The organism is Microbacterium sp. GbtcB4, assembly GCF_019091465.1.
Classification (GTDB): domain Bacteria; phylum Actinomycetota; class Actinomycetes; order Actinomycetales; family Microbacteriaceae; genus Microbacterium; species Microbacterium paraoxydans.
This window is the reverse complement of record NZ_JAGXJJ010000001.1, coordinates 667,832-688,910: the sequence shown is the minus strand read 5'-3', so window position 1 is coordinate 688,910 and position 21,079 is coordinate 667,832. Positions and strand designations below refer to the sequence as shown.

The following is a 21,079-nucleotide window of genomic DNA, read 5'->3' as shown; positions in this document are numbered from 1 at the left end:
CTCGAGGACCGGACCGGTCTCCCTCGCGGGTCGCTGAGCCTGTGAACGGGCTCCGCTCACGACTGGACGGCGGCGGCGAGGCTCTGGATCGCGTCACTCATCCACTCAGAGTACGACGATCCGTCCTCGAGCAGCTCCGTGAACGCGACCACGGGCACCCCGGCGTCCTCCGCGGCCTTCTCCACGCGCTCCGTCTCCGCGCCGCCGGTCTGGGCGTTGGTGAGCACGGCGGTCACATCGCCGGACCCGACGACCTGCAGCGCCTCGAGCAGCACGGCGGGCGCGACATCACTGCCCTCCTCCACCGACTCCGCGAAGCCCTCGGGGGTGACGTCGGTGAGCCCGGCGGCCGTGGCCAGGTATCCGGGCAACGGCTCGGTCATGAACACCGTCGCACCGGCGGCGTCCGCCTTGATCGCCTCGAGGTCGCCCTCGAAGCCCTCCAGCTCCGCGACGAGCTCGTCCGCGTTCGTGCGGAACGTGTCGGCGCCGTCGGGGTCGATATCGGTGAGCTCGTCGGCGATCGCCTCGACGACGTGGATCATCGTGTGCGGGTCGAACCACACGTGCTCGTTGAAGCCCTCGATGTGATCGTGGCCGGCGTGGTCCTCCCCCTCGGCCTCGTGATCGTGCGCCTCGTCCGTCGCGGACTCGTCATCGGCGTGATCGTGGTCCTCGCCCTCGTCGTGACCCTCGTTGCCCGGGTAGTCGTGCGAGAACTCCACCGCGGTGACGACGTGCGGGTCCTGCGCATCCTGCAGGAGGCTGTCGATGAACGCGTCGTAGCCGCCGCCGTTCTCCACCACGAGGTCGGCCTTCTGCAGCGTCAGGCGGTCGCGAGCGCTCGCCTCGTAGGAGTGCGGGTCCTGGGTGGCCGAGTCGATGATCGAGGTGACGTCGACCCGGTCTCCGCCGACCTGCGCGGCGATGTCGCCGTAGACGTTGGTGCTGGCGACGACCGTCACCGCGCCGTCGTCCTCCGCCGCGCCCGAGGTCGACGAGCATCCGGCCAGGGAGAGGGCGGCGACCGAGGCGAGCGTGAGGGCGAGGGCGGGCTTTTTCATGGGTCCCACTCTAAACGCTAATGAGAACCATTATCAAACCGGCCCTCGCCCCATCGATCCTGCCTCAGCTCGCGAGCGCCACCGGGGCGACCCACACCGTGGCCTCGCCCGGCAGCTCGGATCCGTCCAACGCGACGGTCGACAGCACGGCGTCGTCGGCCGCAGCGCCCAGATCGAACGGCGCGGTACCGAAGTTCGTCACGACCTCCCACCCGTTCGGGCGGCGGAACCGCAGCACGTCCTCCCGACCCGTGTCGATCCACTCGAGCGTCTCCCCGGTCTGCAGCAGTCGCCGCAGCCGCAGCGCCTCGCGGTACAGGTTGAGGGTCGAGCCGGGGTCGGCGTCCTCCACCTCGACGGCATGCTCCGCGAACCAGCCGGGCTGCGGCAGGTGCGCGCCGGCGGCTCCGAAGCCGTACGAGCTGCCGGACGCCGTCCATGGCAGAGGCACGCGGCAGCCGTCGCGGCCGAGGCCGTCGAAGTCCGCGCCGCGGAAGAACCCGGGGTCCTGACGCTGGTCGGGCGCGATGTCCGCGACCTCGTGCAGGCCCAGCTCCTCGCCCTGATAGAGGTAGGCGCTGCCGGGCAGGCCGAGCAGCAGCAGCGTCGCGGCGTGCGCCCGGCGCAGGCCGCCCTCGCGGTCGAGGCCCTCCTCCGGGCCCCCGGCGCGCACCCACTCGGTGCCCTGCTTGACCGCGCGGCCGCGCAGCGGCGGCAGGCCGTAACGTGTGGCGTGCCGCGTCACGTCGTGGTTCGAGAGCACCCAGGTGGTCGACGAGCCGGCGGCCTGCGCCTGGGCGAGGTTGTCGGCGATGATGCGCTGGAAGTCCGCCGCATCGAAGTCGGCGACGAGCAGGTCGAAGTTGAACGCCTGCCCGAGTCCCTCCGCGGAGGCGTACTTCGCGCGGCGCTCCGGGGTCTCCACCCACGCCTCGGCGACCGCGGTGCGCGGCGGGTCGTACTCGTTGAAGACCGCGCGCCACTGGGCGTAGATCTCGTGCACGTCGTCGCGGTCGATCATCGGATGCGTGCCGGAGGTGCGGTCCATCGCGTCGAGCTCGGCGCGCGACGGCAGCGGCTCGGTGAGGTCCTTCGTCAGCATGTGGGCCACGTCGATGCGGAACCCGTCCACGCCGCGGTCCGACCAGAAGCGGAGCGTCGTGAGGAAGTCCTCGCGCACCTCCGGGTGGTCCCAGTTCAGGTCGGGCTGCTCGACGGCGAAGTTGTGCAGGTACCACTGGCCGTCCTCGACGCGCTCCCAGGCGCTGCCGCCGAAGACCGACACCCAGTCGGTGGGCGGCTCCGCGCCGTCGCGGCCGGTGCCCTCACGGAAGATGTAACGCTCCCGTGCGGCGGAACCGCGGCCGGCGGCGAGCGCCTCCTGGAACCAGGCGTGCTGGTCGGAGGTGTGGTTGGGGACGATGTCGACGACGACGCGGATGCCCCGCGCGTGCAGTGCCTCGACCATGGCGTCGAAGTCGTCGAGCGTGCCGAGACGGGGATCCACGTTCCGGTAGTCCGCCACGTCGTACCCGCCGTCGGCGAGCTCCGACGGGTAGAACGGGCTCAGCCACACCGCGTCGATGCCGAGCTCGGCGAGGTAGTCGGCGCGAGACACGATGCCGGGGATGTCGCCCAGGCCATCGCCGTCGGCGTCCGCGAAGCTCCGCGGATAGATCTGGTACACGGCGGCCTGGCGCCACCAGGTCGCGGTCTTGTCGTCTTCGCGGGTCGCGGTGAGCAGCGAATCGGTCATGAGGAAGAGGCTCTCCTTGTTTCTTGCGGGGGTCGGGTCAGCCCTTGACGGCACCCTGCGTGACGCCCTCCATCACCCAGCGCTGAGTGAAGAGGTAGGCGACGATCGCGGGCGCCATGGCCATCAGGTACGAGGCGAAGGCGACGTTGTAGTTGTTGCTGAACTGGTTCTGGAAGAGGTTCTGCCGCACCGGCAGCGTCTGCAGCGCCGGGTCGGAGATGATCAAGGACGGCATCATGAAGTCGTTCCAGGCGTAGAGGAAGGCGAAGATGCCGACCGTGGCGCTCATCGGCGCGAGCAACGGGAAGATGAGCCGCCAGAACGTCTGCCAGGTCGTGGCACCGTCGATCCGCGCGCTCTCCTCCAGCTCGATCGGGATCGAGCGCAGGAACGCCGTGAACAGCAGCACGCTGAAGCTGAGCTGGAACATGGTGGCGAGGATGATCACGCCGAACGGGTTGTCGAGACCGACGCGCCCGGTGAGCTGGATCTGCGGAAGCGCCACGACGGGGAACGGGATGAACATCGCCGCGAGCAGGTAGAAGAAGGAGTACCGGAACAGCCGGCGGTCCCAGTTGCGCACGATCGCGTACGACGCGAAGGCCGCGAGGACGATCGTCGCGATGACCGTCCCCGCCGTGACGAGCAGCGAGATCGCGGCGCCGACCGGGAACTTCGTCAACGTCCACGCCTGCACGAAGCCGTCGATGCTGAACGGCGCCGGCAGCGAGAACGCGTTGCCGTCGACCGCCTGGCCGGTGGTCTTGAACGCCATCGAGATCGTCACATACAGCGGGATGAGGATGGTCGCCGTGCACAGGATCAGGATGATGGTGCCCGACCAGTTGACGCGCTCCATCTTCTGGCGCTTCCGGCGTCCGTCCGCGGGGATGGTGGTGAGGGTCTCCGTCGACATCAGAACGTGTTCCTTCCGCGGGTCAGCGAGAGCTGGAGGACGGAGATGAGCACGGCCACGATGAAGAAGATCGTGGCGTTGGCCATCTGGTAGGCGTAGTCGCCGCCGTTGAAGCCCGCGATGATCGTCATCGCGACGCTGCGGGTGGCGGTGCCCGGGCCGCCGTTGGTGAGGCCGACGATGATGTCGTAGGCGTTGAGGAAGCCCTTGAAGCCGAGGATCACGTTGATGACGACGTATCCGGCGACGAGGGGGATGGTGATGCGGGTGAGCTGCTGCGTGCGGCTGGCGCCGTCGATGCTCGCCGCCTCGTACACCTCACCCGGTACCGATAGGAGCCCGGCGATGTAGATGAGGAGCGTGCCGGGGACCGCCTGCCAGGCGGTGACGATGACGATCGCGACCCAGGCGAGGTCGGGATTGGCGAGCAGGCTCGTCTCCAGCCAGGGGATGCCGGTGGCCGCGCCCGCCGCGGGGATCGAGTTCGAGAACAGGAAGTTGAAGACGTAGGCGATGATGATGCCCGAGATCACCATCGGGATCACGAAGATCGTCCGCAGGCCCGTCTTGAACCGGATGCGGGACGTGAGGCCGACCGCCAGCAGGAAAGCGATGACGTTGACGACGATCACGGTCGCGATCGAGAACCCGAAGGTGAAGAGGTAGCTCTGCAGGATGGCCGGGTCGCTGAACAGCGCGATGTAGTTCGTCAGCCCGTTGAAGCTCCATTCGCCGATGCCGATGGAGTCGGTGAAGCTGAAGAAGATGCCGAGGACACCGGGGACGGTGATCGCGAGCGTGAAGATCACGAGGGTCGGCAGGAGGAACAGGTAGTAGATCGGCTCGACGCGGCGGGTGTGACGGCGGATCTTCCGCGGCCCGCCGGTGAGGATCGCGGTGGTGCTCGTCCCGGCGTCGGCGCCGGTGGTCGTGGTCGTGCTCATGGCGCGGACTCCTCTGTCTCGCCCGATGCGGAATCCTCGGAACTCGGGATGGGGGCGCGGAAGGCGATGCGAGCCCAGTCGGCGTCCATGGTGCGGAGGATGGACGACGGGGCGGCGCCGAGGACCATGGCCTGCGCGTAGTTGAAGATCGGGAGGGTCTTCGGGACGAGCACCGAGGGGCCCTGGTAGATCCGGCCCTCGTCGTAGTACGGGATCATGCCCTCGATGCGCGGGTCGTCCGGCGGCGCCGCGTCGGTCGTCGGGGTGAACCCGAGCTGCGACGCGTTGTACTCCTCGATGTTCTCGGGAAGGTAGAGGTACTCCAGGAAGTCGCGTGCGGCCTCTTGGTGCTTCGACTCCTCCGGGATCATGACCGCGAGGTCCATGTTCACGCGGACCGCGAGGTCGGCGGGGTCGTCCGTCATGGGCAGCGGGAAGGTGCCGAGGTCGAGGTCGGGGTCGGTCTTCGCGATCTCGCTGAACGCCCACGGCCCCTGCAGGTACATCGCGGCCTCGCCCTTCGCGAAGGCGAGGTTCCCGTCTCCGTACGCCCGGCTCGCGGCGTCCTCGTTCGTGTACTCGTCCGCGAGCACCATCATCTTGTCCATCGGCTCCGCGAAGTCCTTCTCGAAGGAGACCTCCGAGTCCGGGCCGACATCGGTGCCCTCGGCGGCGAGCGCATCGAAGAACGCCAGCACGTCGAGCGAGCCGCCGACGGCGTAGTCGTACCACCCCTGCCCGACCGTCCAGTCGTCCTTGAAGGTGGCGTAGAACGGGTCGATCCCGGCCTCACGGAGGCTGTCGCTGACGGCGAGGAGCTCGTCCCACGTCTGCGGCACCTCCAGGCCCTGCTCGGCGAAGATCTGCTTGTTGTAGATGACCGAGGCGGCCATGACCGAGTACGGCAGGGCGCTGGTGCGGCCCGCGCAGGAGCCGTACTGGTCCATGAGCGGCTGCAGGTCGTCGCGGATCCCGGCGGCGGCCTCGGTGTCGGAGAGGTCGGTGAGCGCGCAGCGCTGCACGAACCGGGCGACCTCGTAGTTGTAGTTGGCAAGCATGATGTCCGGCGGATTGCCCCGGACGAAGCTCGCGGAGACGACGTCGACGCCGGACGTGTCGATCTCCACCCGCACGTCGTCCTGCGACGCGTTGTACTCGGCGACGAGCTCCGTCATGAACGGGATGGCCTCGCGCTTGCTGAACGTGAAGCGGATGGTCTCCGCTCCACCTCCGGCGGCGCAGCTCGTGAGCGCCGTGCCGGTCAGCACGAGGCCGAGCGCTCCGGCGGCCCAGCGCACCGCCCGTGATCGTGTGGCAGACACCATCGTCCTTTCGTAGATCCGCGGAGTAAATCTAGTGAGCGAATTTAGTCCGTCTAGAGGTACTGTCTCATCTGGGCGACAGAAAGGTCAAGGGGAGTGGCAGAGGTCTCGACAGGACTCGGCACCGGCCGCGCGAGTGTGAGCGCGGTGCTCGACTTCGCCTGGACGGCCGGCGAGTTCACCGCCACCGAGGCGATGGCCGGCACCTCGCTCACCCGCTCCACGGCCATCGACGCCATCGACACGCTCGTCACCGCCGAGGTGCTGCGCGAGCTGCCGAACGCGCGCGCCATCGGCGACTACCGCTCCGGACGCCCCGCGCGCCGCTTCGCCCTCGCGGCGGACCTCGGCGTGGTGATGGGCATCGACGCCGGCGACACGCACCTCGCGGTCACCGTCGCGGATCTGCTCGACCGCACGCTCGTGCATCATCGCGTGGAGGTCGATCCCGCGCAGAGCGCCGACGACCGCCGGGCGACGATCCTGCGGCACCTCGCCACCGCGCGCGACGAGGCCGGGGTGCCCCCGGATCGCGTGCTCGCCGTGTGCGCCGGTGTCGCCGCCCCCGTGAACCGCGACGGCATCTCACCCCCGCACCCCGACGGCTTCTGGGAACGCACGAACCCCGGCCTCGCGGACGCTCTGCGCGACTGGGCACCGGTGGTCGAGGTCAAGAACGACGCCCAGCTGGCCGCGATCGCCGAGGGGACGCTCGGGGTCGCCGTCGACTGCCGCGACTACGTGGCCCTGCTCGCCAGCGAGCGCTTCGGCGGCGGCGTCGTCGTCGACGGGCATGTACTGCACGGCGCCCACGGCGGCGTCGGCGAGGGCGTGGTGTTCGACCACATCGTCGGCGTCGGCTCGGCGGTGGGGCTGCGGCACGCGCTGGAGGAGCACGCCCGGGCCGCCGTCGCGGACGGCGAGGCTGCCGCCGACGGACCCATCGGCCGGCTTGTGGCGGATGGGCCGGTCGATCCCCGGTTGGTGCTGACGCTCGCCGCCTCCGGAGACGCCGACGCCCTCCGCGTCGCCGAGCGCGTGGGCGCCACCCTCGCCCGCGTCGTCGGGGTGCTCGGCAGCATGTACGACCCCGCGCGCGTGATCATCTGCGGCGCCGTGGCGGAGAGCATCGAACCCGTGCTGGCCGCCGCCCGCCGGATCCTCCCGGACGAGCTGCACCTGCCCGCACCCGAGATCCTCGCCTCGACGCTCGGCGCGGAGGTCGTGTCAGCCGGGGCCGTCGCGACCGCCCGGAAGGCCGCCCGGGAACGGGCCGTTCCCCGCCTCGCCGAGCAGCGTCTCACCGCCTGACCCTCTCCCTCTCCCTCTCCCTCTCCCTCTCCAGAACAGGCAAGCACGCGAGTTCAGGCCCCTCCACCCCTGACAGCCTGTTCCCGCGCGAACGCCTGTGTCGCGGTCCCCTGTCGCGAGAACAGGCCCCCGCGCGCACTCAGGCGAACGCGGGAGTTCAGGCTCTCCCACCCCTAGCAGCCTGTTCCCGCGCGAACGCCTGTGTCACGCGTCGCACGGACGGGGTGGTCGCGGTCAGGACAGTGTCGGCGGAATACCGAAGAGGCTGTGGAAGGCGGCCGTGCCGGCGGGAGAGATCGTCACGGCGCGCGAGGTCTGCTGAGCGTGGATCCAGCCCCTGTCACGCGCGGCGCGGAGGAGGACGGCTCCGAGGTGGCCCGAGAGATGCGAGCGCCGTTCGGTCCAGTCGAGGCAGCTCCGCACAAGAGGACGACGAGACGACGGCACCAGAGCATCCGGCCCCGCGATGCTCTCGAACAGGTCGCGCCCCGTCGCGGTCACCGCGAGGTCCGGCGTGAGGTGCCCCCGCTCGACGAGCGCGTCGAAGAGGGCGACCCCCAGGCGACCGGCGAGGTGGTCGTAGCAGGTGCGGGCCAGGGCCATGCCGTCTCGCGCCGTCGCTGAACGAAGGCTCGAGACGGGAGCCGCCTTCCCGGCGTATGCCGTCGCGGCCTCGATGATGTGCGCAGCGTCGGGAGACGCGAGGGTGACGTAGGAGTGCCGCCCCTGTCGGCGCAGTGCGACGAGCCGGACGTCGAGGAGCGTCGTCAGGTGCTCCGACGCCGTCGACCTCGACACCCCGGCGGCACGCGCGAGCTCGCCGGACGTCCATGCCCGGCCGTCGAGGAGCGCCAGACACATCTGCACCCGGGTCGGGCTGCTGAGCGCGTGTCCCAGCTGGGACACGGATGAGGGATCGACGATCACGCCACGACGGTGTCGTCGAGGAGCGGCGCGCGGAAGTTGGAGCCGACCCGAGGCCCCTGGGCGAAGTAGTGGCGGAAGGCGTAGGAGAGAGGGTCCCACTTGTCCGTGTCGATGCGGTCCGGTCCGTGCGCCTTCAGGATGTCCTCGTGCACGTGGACCTGCAGGACCTCCGCTTCGACCGCCAGTGCGTCGCCGCCGTCGATCGGGATGATCTGCGCCACGCGCGCTTCGATCTGCACCGGACATTCTGCGATCCGGAAGGGGATCACCGCCTCCGACGGGACAGGGGTGAAACCCCCGAGACTCCATTTGTCCGGCTCATGCCGGTACGCGGGAACCTTCTCGGCGGGAACCGGCGAGCGGCCGGTGGTCGGCGCGATCGCCTCCACGGCGTGCACGAGGTCGGCGGAGGGGAGGTTGATGACGAGGTCCCTGACCCGTTCGATGTTCGCGGCCGCCTGTCCTTCGGCACCGAGCCCGAGCATGTACCGCGTCCCCAGCGCCCATGCGGACGAGATCGGGCTGATGTTCGACGACCCGTCGGGGTTGACCGTGGTGATCAGCGCGACGGGAGTCCCGAAGTACAACACCGGCAGGTCGACGCTCCGCGTGGTTCTCATCCGTCCATTCTCGCCACCCGATCGTTCGGGCCGCGCCGAAGTGTGGACTCCCTCAGTATGACCCGTCGACGACACATGATCCAGATGCGCTGTTGTTGATCCAGGCAAACACTGGAGTCGCTGAGGAGCGCGTCGGACCGGGATCGTCAAACTATGTGATCCGGTGCAGCGCCCCCGGAAACACTGGACCTCGGGTCCACGAACGCCGTCACTGCTCCTTAGGATGCTGCTCCACGAAACGGCGCTCAGCGACGCGACGCGAGGTGCGCCCGCACGTAATTGACCTGCCGAGCAGTGAGCGGTTCCCACCGTGCTCAGGGAACCGGCGCGAAGTACCCGTCGTACCGCGTCACTGGAAAGGGCCCTCGGCAGGAAGGAGGTCATGCACGCCGTCGTAGCCGCTCAGCTCGGCCTTTACCCAGGCCAGCAGAGAGCCAGGGCCGAGCGATAGGCGATGAACTTGGGGTGCGTAGCCTCGTCGCCGTTTGAGGCCTGTTTGATCACGTCGTCGCGGAGCGTCACCCGCTCATGAGGGCATGATCGCTCAGACAGGTATGTCTGGCGGCGGATGCTCGTTCGTGGCGTAGCGCCCGCGATGAGTCGACGCTCCGAGGTCGCCGACCCCGCGCGACGGTCCGGGCGCTCTGGAGCACGGAGAGGGTGAGCGATGTCGACAGTTTCTGGCCAAACGTAGGATGCCCGCTATCATCCGAACCATGCCAGAGCCGCTCGATCCGACACCGCCATCCGCCACCGAGGCGGATATTCAGAAGAGGATTCAACGGAGCGCCCGCAGTCCACTCGTGCAGTGGCTGCTCTCGAAAGGGTGGAAGTACCTCGTGCCGCTCGCCGTGGTCATTATCATCGCGGGGATCGTCGTGGGTCCCGCATATGGTTTCGACTACCTCGCGGGCGTGCGCGCTCCGTCAGAAGAGATCAGGGTTTGGTACAAGTATCTGAGCGCAGTGGTTCTCACGGCCGTCGGCTGGCTTGCCGTTCCTGCCACAGTGGGTGGCGTCGTCGGCTACATCGTCACCACGCAGCTGGCAGCATTTCGCGCGAAGACGAAGCCGGACATCATCAGCGGAGATCAGTCGTGACCCGACCAGCTCAGCGACTAGCCGATCTGCGCACCCAGGGTCCGATCTGGGCTGATTTCGTCGAACGCTGGACACGGTCGCATAGTTCGTGGGGACGAGCGGAAGAGCACTGGCTCAAGTACGTACTCGAGATCACGGAGCTCCGCGAGCTCGCTCACTTGTCTGGCAACAAGCTCATCGCAGAGGCCGAGGTCACGGCACAGCGGTGGCTGATGGTTGAGATGAGAAAAGGTTCCCGATGCAAGTTTTGCCCGGTAAGATTGAGAAAACAGCCCTTAGGGTTCCTCGCCCGACTTGGAAGTAGGTGGTAATTGTGACAGGGCACAGGCTCTCCGCACAGGCCTACTTCTTCAGGGCCATTGGGCGTTTCCCCGGCGTTGCTTCTCTGTCGATGAAGCGTCGAAGCCATGCCGCACGCGTCATCTCCGACGCAGTGCTGGACACGAGTGGCGGACCGATGTCTTTCGAGGACGCCGGCCGCGTGCTGCGCGACGCCCGCCTGAGCACTAGCACCGCTACGGTACCGCCTCAGCTCCGCGCGCAACGCGTCCGGGTTCACCGAGGAGCGGCTCCCCGACAGCACCAGCGCGGCTAAGCGCGCCGTCCCGGGCGCGGGCTCCGTCGCGGCCCGCCGGGAGACCGCAACCGTTGCGCTCTACGAGCCTGTGGTCGTGTAACGCGCGGCCCGACCGCAGAGTCAGGGAACGGGGTACCGTCGCATTGGCGACAGCTCCGCCATTGTCCACTCCCCCAATTTGTCGACGTCGACCGTCCGGTCGCACCGCAACGTGTACGTGGACGGGCTGGAGTCGAGAAGGTAGGTCTTCCCCATCCGGCAAACCATGACAGCCCCGGAGTCATGCACGACGCGCGCGACGAGTTGAGGTCCCCTCCATGCGTTCGTGGCACCTGCCATCTGGTACTCGACAAAGGTCTCCAATTCTCCCCTCATGCCGGAGGGGCGCGAGGAGACTAGCGTGCCACCAGTGATGGTCACCACCGGTTCTGTATAGTCGCCGGCGACGACGGTCGTCGTCAGGGCCTGGGTGCCGCGCTCGGCACTCGGGACCTCGGTGTAGACATAGATCCCGACGATGATGAGGGCCCACACGATGCCGAGGGCCCACGCGTACCGCCTCGTGCTCGAATCCCACTTGCGTCTCACGCTCTGACCCTATCTGCGCATAACTACCCTCGAGCTCGCTCGAGACTCGGAGGTGCCCTGACCTTCAGCGGGTCGGGGCCCTGAGGCGCTCAAACGTTTCACCAAGCCACTCCCCACTCCCGCGCTGAGCGAGAGTTACCTTCGCGTCACTACGCGACACAGGGCGCTCTTCGATATCGCTAGCCGTTGTCGGCAATTCGCCGCAGAATGTTGGCGAGCTGAATCACCGAGTCGGCAGCGATGCCAGCGCGCACACGCGTTCCATCCGGAATGTGCTTGACAGCCTGGGCGAACTCAATGGTTTTCCTGACGAGCGCCCGAATCTCGACGTTCCCGGGCTCTGGGAATGCGACATCTGCATATCGCTCTAGTCGCTGCTTCGTCTGTGCCACGGCGGGCTCGAGCTCGCCTTCCCGAAGGTGTCGCGCCGGGTCGTAGACCGTTGCACTGAGGGCTTCGAGCACGGCCACGCAGTCGTTGCCGATGTTCCGGTAGTCCTGCACGGTTCGCGCGGTGTGGAAGTGTCGTCGAAGCTCTTGCACCTCCGCATCGACGGCGGGCCAGCCCATCCGCGGCGCAGCGGTAATAGGGTCGACCAGCTCCCCGGCGACGCTCGCGTCTTCCAGGGCTTCAAGTCGCTCTTGCAGCGGCTCGAACCAGGTGACAACCATGTCGCGTCGCGCCTGCCAACTTCCGTATCCCTCGTGCTGATTCCAGTAGGTGCGGAAGGCGGGGAAGTCGAGGAAAGGAGGCATGAACTCCTCCACGCCAAGTCGCCGGGCGACGGCCGCGAGAGTCCTGACCAGGTCCCTTGACCCCTCGTCAGTGATCAGGTTGCCGGAGTCGGTCCCGTAGGCGGTGAACTCCCGGCGGGCGAGGAGCGTGAGCGCAAGCCCCACTTCCTCATCGGGGTGCTGGGGGATCGATCCGCCGCGGATCTGACGCAGGAGGTCAATGTCGAGCACGATGGAACGGCTAGTCCAGCCGTCCTCGGTCGTAACTTCGTCTCGTAGGAAGTCGTCTGGGCGTACGATCTCAGCGTAAGGCGGCGACGGGCTACTGCTTGCGAGCCGCGGACCTCTTTCGCTCGCTCGTTGCTACTAGTCTCCGTTCGCCCGGCCGGTCGAACGACGGGAGGGTTTCGGTGCGGAAGAGACATCGGGCATGCTGTCAGGCTAGTGCGCGAGCGACGCGGTCGTCCCGGTACTCTCAGAGCGCGCCCCTCCTACGACCGGGGTGAGGACGGATGATCGACATGCGGCTACTCAACCAGCTGGCGAAGCTACGCCGCAGCACAACACCCGCACCCGAGCATGTCGTCGACCACTCGCGCGAAGGCAGCTATCTTGCACTCACCCAGGCCGCCGAGTGGGTGAAGTTCGCTGACACGAAGGCGACTATTCTCACGGCCGCGCTCGGAGTCGTTGCGACCATGTACGTCACGAACGCGTCAGTGATCGTGACTGCGATGACCAAGGGCGAGGTGCACACGCTGGTGGTGGGCATCTTCGTCCTCGCTGGCATTGGGACGTTCATCTTCACTCTGAGCTGGCTACTCATCGCGATCTATCCTCGCGGGAGTCGCTCGTTCGAACTTAACCGGTTCTCCTGGCCCAGCCTGTCAACCAGTGATCATGCAGCCCTGCTCGATCACGCGGCGGCCACACCGTCATACATCGACGCCTACGAGCAGGCCATCCAGCTCTCGGCCGTCGCGGAGTCGAAGTTCACCGCGGTGCGACGCGCAACCGGAGGTTTCGCGGGACTGTTGTCGTCGGCCATCATTTCGGTGGCCGTCTCTGTCGCATTCAACGCTCTGAGCTAGCTGAGAGGCGGATCTGCTTTCAGATCCTTGCCGCCGCCAGAAGCGCCCTTCGTCAGTTTCTCGAAGCCTGCCGAGGTCTGCTCTGATGCACGGAGGGTGGCCATAGCGTCCTCAGGCTCCACCTGCATGTGCACGTTACTTGAGGCTGGCAGGTAGATGGCGCACGGCCAGTTGTCATCACTGTTGCAGGCGTGACAAACGTCGATGATGTCCTGGGCCTCGGGCGGGGTCTGCACGAGCTTCGCGACGCTCTTGTTCACACCGTCGTGGAAGTGCCGGTCGATGGCAAACAGCGGATACTCGCGGCCATCCCATACGCCCTTCAAGAGTACGTTCCCACGGAAGACAACATCCTTAACATGAAGATGGTCATCCCGCCCGGAATTGGTGTTGTTTCCGGCGGCGGCAAGAGCCAAGGCCCAGGAAGCTTCCACCGACATGGTGAAATAGCGGTGACTCGCGTGCGAGCTGACCCGGAAGCCGGTGTCGATGCTCGGGCCGAAGTAGTCGAACTGGTAGCGCGAGTGGGAACGGACGCCGCCTTTGGGCTTCAGCGCGGCATCGTTGAGAGTCACCACGCCGAGGTCGGACTTCTCGGTCTTCGGATTACGAGGAATGGTCGCTTCGCTGTCCGGTCCCGGAAATGTTGCGATGAAGGCGCTGCCCTTGAGGCCAAGGCTCGCCTCTTGAAGGATGTCGGTCTCGCAAAGCTCGAGAGCCATCAGCCAGATTCGGATCGCACGGCTGACCTCTTGCTCGTGCGTGACGGTTACCTCGTAGATGAGTTCGTCACCCACCGCCTTCCATAGGCGAAAATCGGGGGCTTCAACCGCTTCTTGATCGTGTTCTCGCGACGACGCGCTGAGGTACTGGGGGAACTGCCGGTAGAAGCTGAGGAAGACACCCTGCCAGACACCCTTCTCTTTCTGCTTGTAACTCGTCGACCCGACGAGGTCCGCAGACAAGAACAGGACGGAGCGTCCCTTGGCCCCCGCAGCCACCGGTCTAGCTCAGCCCGAGGGACTGTGCGCGAACCTCGACGGCGCGCGGAGAAACCTCGAAAGCGTCGGCGAGCGCCCACACGTCCCCCGCGAGGCGCCGGAACGCACGCGTGAACCGCTCTGATGGCATCAGCAATGCCGCAGCGAAGTAGTTCGCCTGCGTTTCCATCGGGTTGCGGTTACCACGGCCGAACGTGGCATACCCCGTGTGGCCGGGCTCCCGATAGTGGAGGAAGTAGTGGCCGAGCTCGTGCGCGATGGTGAAGCGGTCGCGGCGCCCAGACGTCATCGGCGGGAGGTGCACGACGAAGCTGCCTGTGTCGTGCACAGTGAGTGCCTCCACGCCGGAGAAGCTCTCCGAGACCACCGTTCGCCCGCCGAGTTTGAAGAGAAGCGTGTTGAGGTCCGCCGGCTGCCCTTCCGCTGGGAAGATGTCATGAAACTCAGCGATCTTCTCTGCGTACTTCTGGATCGCAGCGGTAGATAGTTGAGAATTCTGTGTCATGGCGCCCCTCCCCTCTGATCGCCAGTTTAGACCGAAACTACGACACTCCGCCGCACGGCAAGCCGTATGTGTAGGAGAAGGTGTATCCCGGACGCTCGACAGTCCTCCCCTCCGATTGTCTCTGGATTGTCGGACGCATTACTCTGGAAACGCGTACTGCAGTAGCGGTGCGAAGTGAGGTCGGCAGCCTTCCGGACGGTCGGCGTGCCGAGTTTCGCGTTTCTTACCTCCCGTGTGTGTGAACCGCCGCGATCAGCGGCCTCGCGAGGCGACGCCACTCCCCACCTTTCGCATCTGACCATGCGACAGCATCAGGCGCCCACAACAACGGTTCGGCGCTTGCCCTCTGATGCCCATAACTAACCGTCCCGCGCAGGCCGCGCTTATCCAGATGTTCATAGAGCGTCCGGCGGTCGGACCGGACCAAGGAATCGTCCGTCTCGAGAACAATCCTCTGGACGGGCTCCGTGGTGCACAGCTCAGCGACCTGTTCGAGCCCCCAGGCGCGCGCGTACGCCTCCAGACGGCCCTCAACGAGGAAGACGTAGGCCCGGATGCCGAGCTTCTGCATCTCCTTCAGAATGTGTCTACGCCGCTGATCGCTCTCCTTGGTGAAGTGGATGCGCTGCTGATTCGCGAGCCGGAGCGACGCAACCCCCGCCCTGATCCGGGTGACGTCGCTGTCGTCAACGACAGCGACAGCGAGCCGGTAGCCGTTCGACTTGCTCTCGTCGATGAACAGAGACGTCATGGCGCTGCGCTCCCGCCCCCGGAGACCTTCTTGCTTGCCGCGGCGTGACGCTTGCGGGTTGCCTTCTTGGCCCGAGTTTGGAGAGCGGCTCTCGACGTGTGTCCGAACACCCCCGTCAGCGAGTACCACATGCGCACCGTCTCGCCGGTTGGCGAGAGCTTCGCCTTGATGCGCTCAGTACGCCGGTGGGCGAGGCCGAGCGCCACGAGCTCCGTCAACCCGTTCTGCGCGGACTTCGCCTTGATGCCGTACCACTCATCAGCCCGGTCGTAGTTCAGCCACACCTCGTCCTTGTTGTTCGTCTCCTTCGCGATGACGAGAAACATGACCAGGGCCGGCATGCTCAGCTTGGCGAACCACTCCTCATTCCAGAACTCGTCGGGGAGAACGAAGTATGTGTTCCACCGATCCGTTCTTCCGCCGGGCTCGGCATATTCCGCGGCGCCGTCCTCTCGCCTGGGCGTCACGCGGACCAGACGACCTTCGCGTTCCTTCGTCACAAGCCCCATCTCGACGAGGTCCGCCCAAGCGCGAGACAGCGTAGACGTCGACCACGTGTGTCCGGTCTTCGATTCGAGCGCCCTCACCCAGACGTCTGCTTCGAGCGGATAGGTACGCTTCTTGAGCCAAGGCCAGCAGGTGAGGAGGAGAATGTAGAGAAGAAGCGCTCGATGCTTACGCGCACTCAGGGCCCGGGCGGCGGTAGAGGCGCGGGGCTTCTTCGCATCGGGGAGTTGCACCAGAACGTGACGAAGCTGCGTGTACCCGCGTGCAGCAAGGCGAGTCATCTCAGCGCGAGTCTCCGCAGACGTGGCTGCGATCTCCTCGCCGGATGCCGCTTCGGTCGATTCCGTGGTCATGGACTCATCATGCCACAGAGCGTCAGCGTTCGTCCCAGAGCGCTGGTGGCCTGGATTGCCGTTTTGCACCAGATAATGCGACGCTCCGTTCGATTCACCGATGCGATGCCAGGTGCTATGCCATGCGACGCCTAGTATTGCCCGATCCCAGGATAGAGCCATCCGCCGGCGGGCTCGCTCGCAGGCCGTTGCTTTCTCAGACCCGCACTCGCCCAAGTCCGTGGCCCGGCGTCTCGGCGTGGCGCAGGCGGAGAGCGATAGGGGGCCTGCGTGCAAGAGCTCCCGTTAGCGGGCTATCGGCCGTTGGCGACGGGCAGTTGCGTCACGGGGGCGAGTGAGCCCTCCACTGTTTCATCCCGAGTGTGACGAAACGGAGGCATCACGCTCATCACTGCCCCTGCGCTCTTCAACTCCCGCGGCGACCAGTCCACCCATCTCCGGAAGTAGGCCTCACCGAGGCCCGTCTCACTAGTGACGCGCCTGGTCGAGTTGCCGATGACCTTGGCGAACCATACAGCCGACTCGTTCCCGACCTCCAACGGTTCAGACTTGTTCCGCTTCCGAGCGGAGATCTGTTTGCAGAGACTCCGCGCCTGTGCATCGTCGATGACCCCGAGCTGACGAAACCTCACCACGAACGCCTTGATGAAGAAGCCCACTCCTCTTAGCCCAGCGCCAGTTCGAGCGCCCTCGTCCTGACAACGTCGATGATCCCGCGAAGCGCTCCCTTTGGGAAAGCCCTCTGAGCGCTGTACACCCCTCAATACTCGATGAAGGGAACCAACCCCTCCTCGATCCACCCGTTGTACAACGGGATGAAGGCGGGATCCCAGGGCACCGCGATCCCCGACTCAGATGCGGCGAACGCTTCCAGCGTCGCGACAGGATCCTTGAAACTCATTTCGGACAGCCCGTCGAATCCATCCGAGATCCCTTGCTCGCGGGGGTGGTTGTGCCCTTGCTCAGCCCGGACCAGTGATGACGGCCTGCGCGTTGACGGTGAACGGCCTGCGGTAATCGGGAATGCTGGCGACGTCGCTATAGCCGTTGAGCTCTGCCTTCACCCAGGCGAGCAAGGAGTCAGCGCCGAGGCGATGCGCGACGATCATGAGCTTTCGGGCATCGTGGCGGCGTCACCGTCGGGTGCCTGTTCAATTGCGTCGTCAAGCAGCGTCATGCGCTCACGACGACATGCGTTCACGACACGGAAGCGGGTCGGAATCCAGGAGGAGCTCGCAGCAACTCAGCAAGGGTGATGAACACGTCAATTGTGCCGCTCAAGAGCGAGGGAAGGTCCATGATCCTCATCATGCAGCCGATCCGGCTCAGGCCCGTCGCCCACTACCCCCGGACAACCCCACCCCGCAGCGGCGTCGCGAAGGCCGCGATGGATCTCGGGCCGGCGGAAGAGCTGAACACGCCGTCAACACCGCCGGCGAACAACACTGCCGGCAACGTCACGGAAGGGCCTATTCGCCGTAGAGCCCAACCTCGGGCGGCGAATGCTCCGATGAGGCGAAGCTGCCACGATTCCCTCCAGCCGGAGTCGTCCCTTGCTGGAGGTCTCCTCGGCGTCTTTGTCCCGCAGACGGGCGCCCAGGGGTGGCGATATGTGTGCTCTCGACGGCGCCGATGATCTCCGGGGTGGCTGTGCGCTGCACCAGCAGCTGTGTCTCGCTCGCTGTCATCTGAGCTACCTCTGCCGCGTCCTCACGGTGTTCTCTGACGGCGTCAATCATGTGACGTGCGGTGGACAGGGCGTCCGCGTGGCTCACCCGGTAGAAGCTGTGGCGCCGCACGAGCGCTTCGAGACTGAACTCGCGGCTTCCGCCGCCGATGTCGGTGAGTCCTCCGGGTGTTGCATTCAGGTCGGGCGAGAGGTCGAAGGCGGGCGTGAATTCAGCGTTGGTCCCGTCCCAGAACACGGCGACGTTACGCAGGTGGTCATCGTCGATTCTCATCGCCATGCGGAACGCCAACCGTCGGAAGAGTTCGGGCCCTACCTCCGCAGGCCTCGCACTGAGGCGGCTTAGCCGCTCGACAAGGTGAGGATAAGACGCCCCGTCCGGTGACGCGTACTCGGTGACGGTGTTACCGGAGAGGACCATCCGCCGCTCGTCACCGACGCGGTCGAATCGTTCGATGAGGAGTGTGAGCCCCCGACCCCCGATGTCCACCAGTCGCGCGTCGGGCACGTCGAGACCCGCCTTGTCGGCGATGTAGATCGCAGCGCGTTCCGCCTTAATGAGCGGGCTCACCCGGTCGTAGTTTGTCGTGAACTTCGCGAGCCACGACCGACCGTCCAACCGAACGAACGCCTTCGGCTGGGACCCTCCCGCCGCGGTGAGCGTGTTCCGGACTGCGGCGTCCAGATCCGGCCCGGCGGGGGCGTCGTCATCGATGGCTACGGCGGTCTCGGCGACGGTCTTGAGCCTGCCGCCGCCGAGTCGTGGGACGTAGTCTGTGGCGCTTGCCTGAAAGTCAAGTGCACCGACGCGGTCGGAGCCGGACTCGAGCATGTATCTCAGGTCGGGAAGAACGTGTTCGAGGTCGACCCCGAGCTGCCGATTGATGACTTGACGCCCCCAGTTGTCGGGCATGGCGTCACGAATGGTGAACGGCATATCGAGGATTGGCACCGGCGGGTAAGCGACGCCCCGCTCGACGGGAAGGTCGGGTCCGAGGTCTACTCCTCCGCGTTCGACGTACGACCGGGCGTACTGAAACGACATGCCTTTCGTAGTGGTGGATGGGAACACTACCCCCGCGACGACGGGTTCGGCGCTCCCCTGGGGGAACATCCAGACGTAGGCCCGACCATCAGAAGTCATCGTCGATTGCCTGTTCTCGTCGGTTTCGGACGTTGGAAGGAATGAGCGTAAGGGCCTGCTCGCCCTGTTGGCGGGTGCGAGCAAGGGTCCTCGGGTCCGTGATGTCGAAGAGTGGCACCCCGGCCGCCACGGCGGCATTGAGGACATGTCCGAGCGAGACGGCAGCGTCGCCACGCTCGATAAGCGTCATTGTCCGCGGGGACACATCGATGAGCTCCGCAAGCTGAGCCGCTGTCATGCGGCGAGCATGCCGACCGAGTCGGATCTGTTGCCCGAGGATACGAGCAGCGTCAGCGGCCTGCACCGTCATCACAATTTTCTTCCTACTCATACTCATTACTTTCGCATTGAACCCACTTCAAAGTCAAAGTAAAGACATCCGCAAGTTCTAAAAGTCTGCTTGGGTCGTTCACTAAACCCGCGATTCCAGTCGGGAGTAGGGCTCGTGAAACAGGATTGCTGGCGATTCCACGCTAAGCTCCCCGACTTTCCACGACACCCCGGAAACCCTTGATTTTCCGCGGATCTGAACTTGCCTGCACGCGCCGGCCAGCGGCACGTTTCCGCCTGCGAGATACGCCCGTGGACGCCTCGGATCGGTGGCTTCCTGCTTCATCCGGGACTGCTTCAGCGAGCTGAAGTCTGACGTCTCGTCCACAGGCGTAGACCGCGGGCCCCGCGGCAAGGATGTTGGTCGCGGCGTTGTAGTCGCGGTCCAGGCTGACCCCACAGGAGTCGCACTGCCAGGTGCGGATGTTGAGCGGTTTCTTACCGCCGCTCTCACAGCAGACCGAGCAGATCTGTGTCGAGGCATAGAACCTTGGAGCCTTGATGAGGTCGACCCCCTTGCGGGTGCACGCCTCTTCGAGGAACCGGAGGAACTGTCCCCAGCCGGCATCGTTGATGCTCTTGGCCATGTTCGTGTTCGCCATGCCTGCGATGTTCAGTGTCTCGATGACGACCGTTTGGTTCTCACGGCTGAGCTTCGAGGCGAGCTGACGGGCATGGTCCTCACGGAGGTTTGCCACGCGACGATGTGCACGAGCTCGCGCTCGCTTCGCCTTCGCGTAGTTGTGGCTCCCGGGAGTCTTCCGGGAGAGGTACTTGTCGGCGCGACGCAGTGTCGCTTCCGCGGCACGGTAATGACGGGGGTTCGCGATCTTCTCGCGGGTGCCGTCGGAGTAGGAGATCGCGGCGTAGTCGTTCAGGCCGACGTCAATGCCGGCCGCCCGAGGACGACGGGTCGGCTGCTTCGAGGCTTCGACCGGAACGCGGACGATGAACGACACCCAGAACTCCCCGTCGGGATCCTCGCGCACGGTCACGGCGCTCGGGTACCCGGGAAGCGGGCGATGCCAGTTGACAGGGATGTCCTGGTCGATGTTCGCGAGGTGAAGCGCGCCTCCTCCGCGACGGGTGTTCTGCCATCCGCCTCGGATCGTGAACGAATCCTCGGCAAAGCGAGCAGACTTGCGCGAGGTGCGCCGCGACTTGAACCGCAGGCGTCCGACGCGTCGGCCCTGGATCTTGCCGGCTGCCGAATCGAAGAAGCGCCGGTACGCATCGGCGGCGTCATGCACGGCTGCCGACAGGGCTGTGTGGGACACCTCGGCAAGCCAGGCAGTGTTCGGGCTCTTCCGTGCCTCGGTGACGAGGGTCTTCGCCGCGTCGTAGCCGCTCGGGTGCTTTCCGCCTGCGGCGTACCGCTCTCGGGCGAGCGCGATGTACGAGTTGTAGACGAAGCGGCACGATCCGAACACACGTCGAAGGTTCTCGGCCGCCTCGAGCTCTGGGTAGATCCGATAGCTGTATCGGCGGACAGCGACGGGGCCGTCGTGTTTGCCGCGCTTCCGGGCACGCGCGTCAGCGCGCATCTCGGTTCCGGCAGCGCGGCAGGGAGCGCACGGACAGTTCCAGCGATTGTAGCCGCGGCGTGCCGTGAACTTCGTCGGGCATGACCCCGAGATCGGGCTTCACCCGCGCGGCGCGAGTGCGGGCCTTCGACCGTGCTCGGGCGACCTTGTTGCAGCGCCTGCAGCGACAACTCCAGAACGTGTACCCGCTCGGCGTTCCGGGCGCCTTCTCCGGCATGCCCTCGGCCAACCGAGCCGCACGACGCGCGGCGGCCGCGGCACTGTTCGCGGCACGGCACGCATCGCACGTAGGACGGCAATGAGAGTA

The 21,079-nt window shown here is 66.2% G+C and carries 21 protein-coding genes; 3 read left to right on the top strand and 18 right to left on the bottom strand.

Annotated elements, in window-relative coordinates; all coding sequences use genetic code 11:
* Nucleotides 1-56: 56 nt before the first annotated feature.
* The 5 genes from KVS71_RS03245 to KVS71_RS03225 form a co-directional block, all read right to left on the bottom strand.
* Nucleotides 57-1,064, bottom strand: a complete 1,008-nt coding sequence (locus tag KVS71_RS03245; RefSeq protein WP_217583772.1) for a metal ABC transporter solute-binding protein, Zn/Mn family — start codon at nt 1,062-1,064, stop codon at nt 57-59.
* A 64-nt stretch (nt 1,065-1,128) separates the two neighbouring features.
* On the bottom strand, nt 1,129-2,820 hold the full coding sequence (locus KVS71_RS03240) for a glycoside hydrolase family 13 protein (protein WP_083370948.1): 1,692 nt from the start codon (nt 2,818-2,820) through the stop codon (nt 1,129-1,131).
* Nucleotides 2,821-2,857: 37 nt separating this feature from the next.
* On the bottom strand, nt 2,858-3,736 hold the full coding sequence (locus KVS71_RS03235) for a carbohydrate ABC transporter permease (protein ID WP_085605188.1): 879 nt from the start codon (nt 3,734-3,736) through the stop codon (nt 2,858-2,860).
* Nucleotides 3,736-4,680: a carbohydrate ABC transporter permease gene (locus KVS71_RS03230; protein WP_217583770.1), complete on the bottom strand. Its 945-nt coding sequence runs from the start codon at nt 4,678-4,680 to the stop codon at nt 3,736-3,738. The genes KVS71_RS03235 and KVS71_RS03230 overlap by 1 nt, the downstream gene beginning before the upstream one ends.
* Nucleotides 4,677-6,002, bottom strand: coding sequence for an ABC transporter substrate-binding protein (locus tag KVS71_RS03225; RefSeq protein ID WP_259980945.1), 1,326 nt, complete (start codon nt 6,000-6,002; stop codon nt 4,677-4,679). The genes KVS71_RS03230 and KVS71_RS03225 overlap by 4 nt, the downstream gene beginning before the upstream one ends.
* 96 nt (nt 6,003-6,098) lie before the next feature.
* Between KVS71_RS03225 and KVS71_RS03220 the strand changes: the two genes are divergently transcribed.
* Nucleotides 6,099-7,313, top strand: coding sequence for an ROK family protein (locus tag KVS71_RS03220; RefSeq protein WP_217583766.1), 1,215 nt, complete (start codon nt 6,099-6,101; stop codon nt 7,311-7,313).
* Between the two features lie 234 nt (nt 7,314-7,547).
* Here KVS71_RS03220 and KVS71_RS03215 read toward each other — a convergent pair whose 3' ends face one another.
* Together KVS71_RS03215 and KVS71_RS03210 are read right to left on the bottom strand one after the other, a co-directional pair.
* Nucleotides 7,548-8,240, bottom strand: a complete 693-nt coding sequence (locus KVS71_RS03215; protein ID WP_199399126.1) for a helix-turn-helix transcriptional regulator — start codon at nt 8,238-8,240, stop codon at nt 7,548-7,550.
* A complete protein-coding gene (locus KVS71_RS03210) occupies nt 8,237-8,860 on the bottom strand; it encodes a flavin reductase family protein (protein ID WP_217583764.1) in 624 nt (207 codons plus the stop codon). The genes KVS71_RS03215 and KVS71_RS03210 overlap by 4 nt, the downstream gene beginning before the upstream one ends.
* Before the next feature lie 716 nt (nt 8,861-9,576).
* Between KVS71_RS03210 and KVS71_RS03205 the strand changes: the two genes are divergently transcribed.
* Nucleotides 9,577-9,960, top strand: coding sequence for a hypothetical protein (locus KVS71_RS03205; RefSeq protein WP_217583762.1), 384 nt, complete (start codon nt 9,577-9,579; stop codon nt 9,958-9,960).
* A 697-nt stretch (nt 9,961-10,657) separates the two neighbouring features.
* Here KVS71_RS03205 and KVS71_RS03200 read toward each other — a convergent pair.
* Both KVS71_RS03200 and KVS71_RS03195 read right to left on the bottom strand, forming a co-directional pair.
* Nucleotides 10,658-11,125 carry a hypothetical protein gene (locus KVS71_RS03200; RefSeq protein WP_217583760.1) on the bottom strand — a complete coding sequence of 156 codons (468 nt, stop codon included), beginning with the start codon at nt 11,123-11,125 and terminating at the stop codon, nt 10,658-10,660.
* A 179-nt stretch (nt 11,126-11,304) separates the two neighbouring features.
* Complete coding sequence (locus tag KVS71_RS03195) at nt 11,305-12,090, bottom strand: hypothetical protein (RefSeq protein WP_217583758.1); 786 nt, start codon at nt 12,088-12,090, stop codon at nt 11,305-11,307.
* Between the two features lie 281 nt (nt 12,091-12,371).
* Between KVS71_RS03195 and KVS71_RS03190 the strand changes: the two genes are divergently transcribed.
* The gene (locus tag KVS71_RS03190) at nt 12,372-12,950 is read left to right on the top strand and encodes a hypothetical protein (RefSeq protein WP_217583756.1); all 579 of its coding nucleotides are present in this window, start codon (nt 12,372-12,374) and stop codon (nt 12,948-12,950) included.
* Here KVS71_RS03190 and KVS71_RS03185 read toward each other — a convergent pair.
* The 9 genes from KVS71_RS03185 to KVS71_RS03145 all read right to left on the bottom strand — a co-directional run bounded on the left by KVS71_RS03185 (nt 12,947) and on the right by KVS71_RS03145 (nt 20,772).
* A complete protein-coding gene (locus tag KVS71_RS03185) occupies nt 12,947-13,951 on the bottom strand; it encodes a hypothetical protein (protein ID WP_217583754.1) in 1,005 nt (334 codons plus the stop codon). The two genes, KVS71_RS03190 and KVS71_RS03185, sit on opposite strands and share 4 nt — an antisense overlap.
* A gap of 4 nt (nt 13,952-13,955) precedes the next feature.
* Nucleotides 13,956-14,456, bottom strand: coding sequence for an ImmA/IrrE family metallo-endopeptidase (locus KVS71_RS03180; RefSeq protein WP_217583752.1), 501 nt, complete (start codon nt 14,454-14,456; stop codon nt 13,956-13,958).
* A 223-nt stretch (nt 14,457-14,679) separates the two neighbouring features.
* Entirely contained in the window at nt 14,680-15,207 is a 528-nt protein-coding gene (locus KVS71_RS03175; RefSeq protein WP_217583750.1) for a hypothetical protein, read from the bottom strand.
* Complete coding sequence (locus KVS71_RS03170; RefSeq protein ID WP_217583748.1) at nt 15,204-16,067, bottom strand: helix-turn-helix domain-containing protein; 864 nt, start codon at nt 16,065-16,067, stop codon at nt 15,204-15,206. The genes KVS71_RS03175 and KVS71_RS03170 overlap by 4 nt, the downstream gene beginning before the upstream one ends.
* 760 nt (nt 16,068-16,827) lie before the next feature.
* Nucleotides 16,828-16,968, bottom strand: a complete 141-nt coding sequence (locus KVS71_RS03165; protein ID WP_217583745.1) for a hypothetical protein — start codon at nt 16,966-16,968, stop codon at nt 16,828-16,830.
* 61 nt (nt 16,969-17,029) lie between these two features.
* The gene (locus KVS71_RS03160; RefSeq protein ID WP_193599320.1) at nt 17,030-17,176 is read right to left on the bottom strand and encodes a hypothetical protein; all 147 of its coding nucleotides are present in this window, start codon (nt 17,174-17,176) and stop codon (nt 17,030-17,032) included.
* Nucleotides 17,177-17,536: 360 nt separating this feature from the next.
* Nucleotides 17,537-18,898 carry a type II toxin-antitoxin system HipA family toxin gene (locus KVS71_RS03155; RefSeq protein WP_217583743.1) on the bottom strand — a complete coding sequence of 454 codons (1,362 nt, stop codon included), beginning with the start codon at nt 18,896-18,898 and terminating at the stop codon, nt 17,537-17,539.
* Nucleotides 18,888-19,208 (bottom strand): helix-turn-helix transcriptional regulator, encoded by a 321-nt coding sequence (locus tag KVS71_RS03150; protein WP_217583741.1) that lies wholly within the window; start codon nt 19,206-19,208, stop codon nt 18,888-18,890. The genes KVS71_RS03155 and KVS71_RS03150 overlap by 11 nt, the downstream gene beginning before the upstream one ends.
* A gap of 163 nt (nt 19,209-19,371) precedes the next feature.
* Nucleotides 19,372-20,772 carry an RNA-guided endonuclease TnpB family protein gene (locus KVS71_RS03145; protein WP_193599323.1) on the bottom strand — a complete coding sequence of 467 codons (1,401 nt, stop codon included), beginning with the start codon at nt 20,770-20,772 and terminating at the stop codon, nt 19,372-19,374.
* Between the last annotated feature and the right edge of the window lie 307 nt (nt 20,773-21,079).